1 protein-coding gene is annotated in these 887 nt (G+C 29.3%); it reads right to left on the bottom strand.

The window, feature by feature from the left end:
• A partial coding sequence (locus tag A5844_RS06085; protein ID WP_086284358.1) for a hypothetical protein occupies nucleotides 1-887 on the bottom strand: 887 nt, incomplete at both ends.

Raw genomic sequence — 887 nt, 5'->3', positions numbered from 1 at the left:
TTTCTATTATTTGAAATATACTTTGTTCTATAATGATCTTTTGATTCTTTTAATTCTTCACTCGTATCTCTATCTATTTCAATAGGATTATCGTAGAGTTCTAACAATCCTTTTATAATTTTAATTTCTTTCTTATCCACCTTATCTAAAGACTTATTTTGTAAAGTAGGCATCCACCACTCAATAATTATGTGCCTAAATCGACTGATAAAATATTTATAATTCCCTATTTTTTCAAAATCATCTAAATAATGCTCAAAAGCTTGCGATTTCTTGTCAAATTCCGTTAATATGCAGTCATCGGTTATATCTGCATCGTCAATAAGTTGAATATTATGACAACGAAAATAATCAACTATACTTTTTTCCATAAACTGAATATATTCAACCGCTAGGTCTCTATTAAATTGTCGTGTACCATCATTTTTCTCTGATAATTTACGTTTTTCTAACTGCTCTAATAATTTTCCAGTAATATCGAAAAGAAGATCGATAAATTCCCACTCTCTAAAATATTCCTCCTCAGAGAGTGGAATAAAATCTGTTTTTTCTAAATTATCAAAGCTTAATCCCATATTGGCTTGATCTGAAATGAAATTAAACATTCCTTTTTTCACAAACTTTCCATCATACACACTTAACGTAGACGTAAAAAGTTGTAGAAAAAAAGTATTGAACGGATGCTTCATTTTACGATTCAAAAATTCTTTATAAGTACACTGATCAAAGTGCCTAAAAGTGCCTTGTTGTCCTAAATACCACTGACTCTTTTTTGAAAGGGAGAGACTGATTAACACAGTTTGAAAGTGCTTAGCTATTTTATCATTATGACCATCTGAGGTTAATTTTGTTTTACGGATATATTCCTTCTCTTCCTCTTTTTTTAA

This window comes from Candidatus Enterococcus wittei (genome assembly GCF_002140175.1).
GTDB lineage: Bacteria > Bacillota > Bacilli > Lactobacillales > Enterococcaceae > Enterococcus_B > Enterococcus_B wittei.
This window is presented reverse-complemented; position numbering and strand designations above follow the sequence as displayed.